We start from the raw sequence: 6780 nt of genomic DNA, 5'->3' as shown, positions 1-6780 counted from the left end.
AAGATACGAAAAATATTTCATATATGCAAATATATAATGTTAATATTCAATAAGTTATAGTGATACACCATAGATATTGACGAGTAAAAGATTTAATGCGTCTGCCCTGAACTTGAATGAGACTGTCCCTGGCTTGACAGAGTTGGTAAAGAAGGACCTCGACCTCATCCAGGAGAAGGGTATGTTAGAGGCAGTGAAGACTATCCTCTAATTTTTGACCATACAGACAATACCAATTAAAAAGACAATATAAATAGGTATTATAAAAGGTAAAAAGATAACGTAAAGTCCGGTAAGGCAAGCGAGAGCTTGATTCTTACCGGACTATTTTTTATGAAATATATGAAATGGTCAGACGCTTTTAAGATAAATAAAGCCAATAAATAGCTACAAGAACAGCTACGAGAATGGCTCCCACCACCATCTTGACCATGCAGGTGGCAACCTTCTTCAGGATAAAGAGGCCAACAACCAGCGCCACCAGGGCAAAAGCATAATACATGAAATTATCCATTTCGTCCCTCCTTTCTGAACGACTTACGGTTTGCCTCCTTAGGATTTCTGCTTCTTTCATCGAACGGTCTGTTATCTTCCTTCATCGCTCTGACGAATTCATTAGGAATCGGAGTCTCGAATTCCATTGGCTGATGAGTTACCGGATGATAGAAGCAGAGAACATAAGCGTGCAGGCAAAGGCGACCACATGGGTCATCACCGTTACCATACTTGATGTCTCCACACACAGGATGACCCATATCGGCTGTATGAACACGAATCTGGTTCTTACGACCTGTTTCCAGCTTATACTCTACCAGAGAATGTGCAGTGGTTCGCTGCAGGGTATGGAAATGGGTAACAGCATACTTGCCACCATTGTCAGTATCGCTGGCAAAGGTAATGTACGCCTTGTTGTCCTTCAACCAGTTGGCAACCGTACCTTCATCTTCCTCCATCTCTCCAGAAACCAGAGCCACGTATCGGCGGTCATATACATTATGGTGCCAGTCATCTTCCAGAGCCAGTTCAGTCTGCTTATCCTTGGCGTAAATCATCAGACCCGAAGTATCTCTGTCAAGACGGTGCACCACATGAGCCTGACAGTTCTGACGGGTCTTGTGGAAGTAATCATCCAATACACTCTTCACGTTCAGAGTAGAGTGACCGGCAGCCATACTGAGAATGCCCACGTTCTTCTCGATGACGATGAGATAACGATCCTCATAGACAATCTTGAGATAACGGCTCTTGAAGACATCCTGGTTCTTCTTGGTCTTGCTCACGCTCACCTTCATACCAGGTTTCAGGGTATAGTCAAACTGGGTGATGGTTTTGCCATCTACCTTGATTCCCCTGCCCTGCAGAGTCTGCTTCACCTTGGTCTTGCTAGGACCTTTCACGTTTTCCATCAGCCATTCCAACAACTGAGCAGGCTTTTCCACCTTATAGTGGTCGTATTCATTGGGATTTCCGTAGCCATAAGCATTGTTGGCATGCTTACTAAAATTTCCTTTTCTATTTTGTTGTCTCATGTTCTAAAACCAAATTCGTGTTTTGGATTCATCTTTTGTTCTTAACACTCAAACCGATGAATCAGCCCCCTATTGGCGCCAATTCAGCCTACAAAAGTAAGACTTTTCTGCAAAATAACAAAGAGGAGACCAGTTTTTAACTAAAAATTAGTAACTTTTGCCAATAAAACATTGATATACAAATATTTTTTCGTAACTTTGCACCCAAATAAAGATAAAATCAGATAAAAAGATATTTAGAAATAAGGAATGATTACAGTACAAAATCTTGCAATTCAATTCGGTAAGCGAGTGCTTTACAAAGATGTAACCTCAAGTTCACACATGGTAATATTTACGGCGTAATCGGTGCTAATGGTGCCGGTAAGTCAACTCTCCTCCGCGCCATAAGCGGCGATCTGGAGCCAAACAAGGGTACAGTGGAGATGGGTCCAGGAGAGCGCCTTTCCGTTTTGGAGCAGGACCACTTCAAGTATGACGAGTTCCGCGTGATGGACACCGTTCTGATGGGTCATCAGCCTTTGTGGGAAAATATGAAGGAGCGCGAGCGCCTCTACTCTAAGCCTGAGATGACTGAAGAGGATGGTAACCTCGCAGCAGAATTGGAGCTTAAGTTTGCCGAGATGAACGGTTGGGAGGCTGAGAGCAATGCTGCCCAGTTGCTTCAGAACCTCGGCGTAAAGGAAGATCGCCACGACAAGCTCGTAGGTGAGCTTTCTAACACAGAGAAGGTGCGCGTGATGTTGGCGAAGGCTCTCTTCGGTAACCCAGACAACCTCCTCCTCGATGAGCCTACCAACGACCTCGACCTCGACACTGTAGAGTGGCTGGAGGAATACCTCAGCAATATCGAGCAGACCGTTCTCGTGGTTTCTCACGACCGTCACTTCCTCGATGCTGTCAGTACACAGACCGTGGATATCGACTTTGGTAAGGTAACTATGTTTGCCGGTAACTACTCTTTCTGGTACGAGAGTTCTCAGCTGGCTCTCCGTCAGGCTCAGAATCAGAAGATGAAGGCCGAGGAGAAGAAGAAGCAGCTGGAGGAGTTCATCCGCCGATTCTCTGCCAATGTGGCTAAGAGTAAGCAGACCACATCCCGCAAGAAGATGTTGGAGAAGCTGAATGTTGAAGAAATCCGCCCTTCTAGCCGTAAGTACCCAGGCATCATCTTCCAGATGGACCGAGAACCAGGCAACCAGATTCTGGAGGTTGAGGGCTTAAAGGCTTGCGATGAGGACGGAACAGTACTCTTCGACAATGTAAACTTCAATATCGAGAAGGGCGAGAAGGTAGTATTCCTCTCTCACAACCCTAAGGCGATGACCGCACTCTTCGAGATCATCAACGGCAACCGCAAGGCTGACGCAGGTGAGTATAAGTGGGGTGTGACTATCACAACAGCCTATCTCCCACTCGACAATACAGAGTTCTTCCAGAGCGACATGAACCTCGTAGATTGGTTGAGCCAGTATGGTCCGGGCAACGAGGTGGCTATGAAGGGTTACTTAGGTAGAATGCTCTTCAGCGGTGAGGAAGTGCTGAAGAAGGTAAACGTACTCTCTGGAGGTGAGAAGATGAGATGTATGATTGCCCGCATGCAGTTGCAGAACGCTAACTGTCTGATTCTCGATACTCCAACCAACCACTTGGACTTGGAGAGTATCCAGGCATTCAACAACAACCTGGTAGCATTCAAGGGCAATGTACTCTTCGCCAGCCACGACCACGAGTTCATTAACACCGTAGCCAACCGCATCATCGAGCTCACTCCTTCTGGAACCATCGACAAGCTGATGTCTTATGATGAGTACATCTACGATGAGGCTATCAAGGAGCAGAAGGCTAAAATGTACGGAGTACAATAATAATAGAAAAACATATTAATTCATTTAGTTTTATACAAGTGCCAATTCGATGAGAATCGAGTTGGCACACTTTTGTCAAAACAACCAATAAAAGAATAATCATGTTTAAAAAATTTAAGGCTATGTCAAAAGAAAAGAAAATTAATATAGAGGACGGTAACGCAAAGGAACAGGTTCTCAATGAGAATGCTGAACAGAACGCTACCCAGAATAACGATAACGTAGAGAACAAGGGGGATGAGCAGAATGCTGAAAAGACTGACACAAAGTCGGCTGACACTGACAGTCAGACAGAGAATACCGACAAAGAGTCAGACAAGGCAGAAGTTGACCCTCTGAAGAAGGCTCAGCAGGAAATAGAAGAGCTCAAGAAGGCTTTGCTTTACAAGACTGCCGAGTTTGAGAACTACCGCAAGCGCACCATGAAGGAGAAGACTGAACTGATTCTCAATGGTGGCGAGAAGACCATCTCTGCCATCCTTCCTGTCCTCGACGACTTTGAGCGCGCACTCGCCGACAAGAGCGAAGATCCTAAGGCTATCAAGGAAGGTGTACAGATGATTTTCAACAAGTTCATCAAGACACTCGAAGGTCTCGGCGTGAAGAAGATTGAGACTACAGACAAGGATTTCGATGTAGATTTCCACGAGGCAATCGCTATGGTACCAGGAATGGGCGATGACAAGAAGGGTAAGGTAATCGACTGCGTACAGACTGGTTACACCCTCAACGACAAGGTGATTCGTCACGCTAAAGTAGCAGTAGGTCAATAAAAATATAGAGAAAAATGGCAAAGAGAGACTATTACGAGGTGCTGGGCGTAGATAAGCAGGCATCAGAAGACGAAATTAAGAAGGCTTACCGCAAGATAGCCATCAAATATCATCCAGACCGCAACCCTGGCAACAAGGAGGCTGAGGAAAATTCAAGGAAGCTGCCGAAGCATACGAGGTTCTTCACGACCCTCAGAAGCGCCAGCAGTATGATCAGTTTGGATTCAACGGTCCTCAGGGAGGATTTGGCGGTTTCGGCGGTGGCGCAGGTATGGACATGAACGACATCTTCTCGATGTTTGGCGACATCTTCGGCGGTCACGGTGGATTCGGTGGCGGTTTCGGCGGATTTGGCGGAAGTGCCCAGCCACAGCAGTACCAGGGTAGAGACTTGCGCGTGCAGGCTAAGCTTACTTTGGAAGAGGCTTTCGCAGGATGCACCAAGAAGTTCAAGATTCGCAAGCACGTAACATGTTCTTCTTGCCACGGTACAGGATGCGAGAGTGGTTCTCAGCCTGAGACCTGCCCTACTTGTCACGGAACAGGTTACACCGTCCGCACCGTTCGCTCTATGTTCGGTACCATGCAAACCCAGGCTGCCTGCCCTACTTGCGGCGGCGAAGGTCACATTATCAAGAACAAGTGCAAGGCTTGCGGCGGTGACGGAATCGTAGCTGGTGAGGAGGTTGTAGAGATCAACATCCCAGCCGGTGTAGATGACGGAATGGTTGTAACAGTTCCTGGAAAGGGAGGCGCTGGCAAGCACAATGGCGTAAACGGCGATCTTCAGGTGATTGTACGTGTGGAAAAGAGTGAGAACTTTGAGCGTAAGGACAAGGATCTCTACTACAATCTCGTACTCGACTTCTCTACAGCCGTTCTCGGCGGTGAGGTAGAAATCCCAACATTGGAAGGAAAGACCACCATCAAGATTGAACCGGGCACCCAGCCGGGCAAGCAGGTTCGCCTTCGCGGTAAGGGAATGCCAGCCATTCAGGGATACGGTTACGGAAAAGGAGACATCATCGTGAACATCACTGTCTATATTCCTAAGACGCTGAACAAGGAGGAGAAGGAACTGGTAAAGAAGTTCAAGGAGTGCGAGAACTTCCAGGCCGACAAGGCTACCAAGAAGTCTCTCTTCGACAGCATCAAGAATCTCTTCAATAAATAACTTTCTCCCATCATGAGGAGAAAGTGATTTCTAGAGAACAATATCTTTCTAGACAAACAAAAGATTACTGGCAATCTCATCATTGGCTGACGCCGGTGTTGGGATTGCCTCTTTTTTGTTTATACACATTATTATATTATATAGGAAATGAATTATCAAGAAATAACAGAATATCTCTTCAATAGTACTCCTGTCTTTGAGAAAATCGGAGCGAAGGCTTACAAGCCAGGCTTGCAGACGACATTCGCCCTGGATGAACACTTTGGTCATCCTCATCAGAAGTACAAGACCATCCATATTGCTGGAACCAACGGCAAAGGATCCAGCTCCCATACCCTTGCTGCCATTCTCCAAAGCCAGGGTTACAAGGTAGGACTCTACACCTCTCCCCATCTGGTAGATTTCAGAGAACGTATCCGAGTGAACGGAGAATGCGTTCCGGAGCAGTATGTCATTGACTTCGTTGAAGAGAACCGTGCTTTCTTCGAACCACTTCATCCATCCTTCTTCGAACTCACCACTGCCATGGCACTGAAATACTTCGCAGAGCAGAAGGTGGATTATGCAGTCATCGAAGTGGGACTGGGCGGAAGACTCGACTGCACCAACATCATCACCCCAATCCTTTCCATCATCACCAACATCAGCTTCGACCACACCCAGTTCCTGGGCAACACCCTTGCCGAGATTGCCGGTGAAAAGGCAGGAATCATCAAGCCTGGCGTTCCGGTAGTCATTGGAGAATACCTCCCGGAGACCCGACCAGTATTCGAAAACAAGGCGAAGGCTGAGAATGCACCGATTCTTTTCGCCCAGGACTTTGACGTAACCCGTCTGGAAAACAGCGAACCCAGCGATGTGGATATGGAACTCAAGGGTTCCTATCAGGAGCGCAACAAGAAGACAATCCTGACAGCACTTCATATACTGCGCCAAAAACTCGCCATCAGTGATGAAGCCATCCGTGAAGGATTCGCCCACGTATGCGAACTGACTGGTCTGCACGGAAGATGGGAAAAGCTCAATGACGCTCCCCTCACCATCTGCGATACGGGCCATAATCTCGCCGGCTGGAACTACCTTGCACCGCAGATCAACTCCGTAAAAGCCGAGACAAAGCACATCGTTTTCGGCATGGTGGATGACAAGGATGTGGCGCACGTATTACAACTATTGAAGGAAATGCTGGAAAACCGGGTAAAATACTACTGGACGCAGCCTTCTACCAAAAGAGCCATCCCTGTAGAGAAACTGAGCGAACTTGCATTAAAGCTTGGCTTACACGGAAGTCTATATCATTCTGTAAAAGAAGCATATAATGCAGCTCTAGAAAATTCAGAAAAGGGCGATTTTGTCTTCGTTGGCGGTTCAAGTTATGTAGTGGCAGATTTGCTCTCCTGAAAATTTTTAGTTTTTTTAAATCAAATAATTGCTAA

General features: G+C 46.6%; 4 protein-coding genes and 3 pseudogenes. 5 read left to right on the top strand and 2 right to left on the bottom strand.

The genetic code is table 11. From position 1 onward, the window contains the following. Window positions 1-76: 76 nt before the first annotated feature. Window positions 77-211 carry a hypothetical protein gene (locus tag DW830_RS16885; RefSeq protein WP_255415614.1) on the top strand — a complete coding sequence of 45 codons (135 nt, stop codon included), beginning with the start codon at window positions 77-79 and terminating at the stop codon, window positions 209-211. Between the two features lie 150 nt (window positions 212-361). Here the strand turns inward: DW830_RS16885 and DW830_RS05590 are convergent, their stop codons facing one another. Beyond that, entirely contained in the window at window positions 362-514 is a 153-nt protein-coding gene (locus DW830_RS05590) for a sulfate transporter (RefSeq protein WP_119249200.1), read from the bottom strand. A 79-nt stretch (window positions 515-593) separates the two neighbouring features. Then, window positions 594-1529: pseudogene (locus DW830_RS05585) on the bottom strand (RluA family pseudouridine synthase); the annotation flags it as partial. A gap of 249 nt (window positions 1530-1778) precedes the next feature. On the opposite strand from DW830_RS05585, the pseudogene DW830_RS05580 reads away from it, so the two are divergent. The 4 genes and pseudogenes from DW830_RS05580 to DW830_RS05565 all read left to right on the top strand — a co-directional run bounded on the left by DW830_RS05580 (window position 1779) and on the right by DW830_RS05565 (window position 6745). Then, window positions 1779-3397: pseudogene (locus tag DW830_RS05580) on the top strand (ABC-F family ATP-binding cassette domain-containing protein). 122 nt (window positions 3398-3519) lie between these two features. Further along, complete coding sequence (locus DW830_RS05575; protein WP_119249198.1) at window positions 3520-4170, top strand: nucleotide exchange factor GrpE; 651 nt, start codon at window positions 3520-3522, stop codon at window positions 4168-4170. A 14-nt stretch (window positions 4171-4184) separates the two neighbouring features. Continuing rightward, window positions 4185-5344: pseudogene (dnaJ, locus tag DW830_RS05570) on the top strand (molecular chaperone DnaJ). Between the two features lie 147 nt (window positions 5345-5491). Next, window positions 5492-6745, top strand: coding sequence for a bifunctional folylpolyglutamate synthase/dihydrofolate synthase (locus tag DW830_RS05565; protein WP_119249197.1), 1254 nt, complete (start codon window positions 5492-5494; stop codon window positions 6743-6745). The last annotated feature ends 35 nt before the right edge of the window (window positions 6746-6780 follow it).

Source organism: Prevotella sp. AM34-19LB (assembly GCF_003468525.1).
Lineage (GTDB): Bacteria > Bacteroidota > Bacteroidia > Bacteroidales > Bacteroidaceae > Prevotella.
This window is presented reverse-complemented; position numbering and strand designations above follow the sequence as displayed.

Bases quoted from the DNA above. Each gene is read 5' to 3' on its own strand.
- DW830_RS05590 (WP_119249200.1), bottom strand. From the start codon at position 514: ATGGATAATTTCATGTATTATGCTTTTGCCCTGGTGGCGCTGGTTGTT.
- DW830_RS05575 (WP_119249198.1), top strand. From the start codon at position 3,520: ATGTCAAAAGAAAAGAAAATTAATATAGAGGACGGTAACGCAAAGGAA.
- DW830_RS05565 (WP_119249197.1), top strand. From the start codon at position 5,492: ATGAATTATCAAGAAATAACAGAATATCTCTTCAATAGTACTCCTGTC.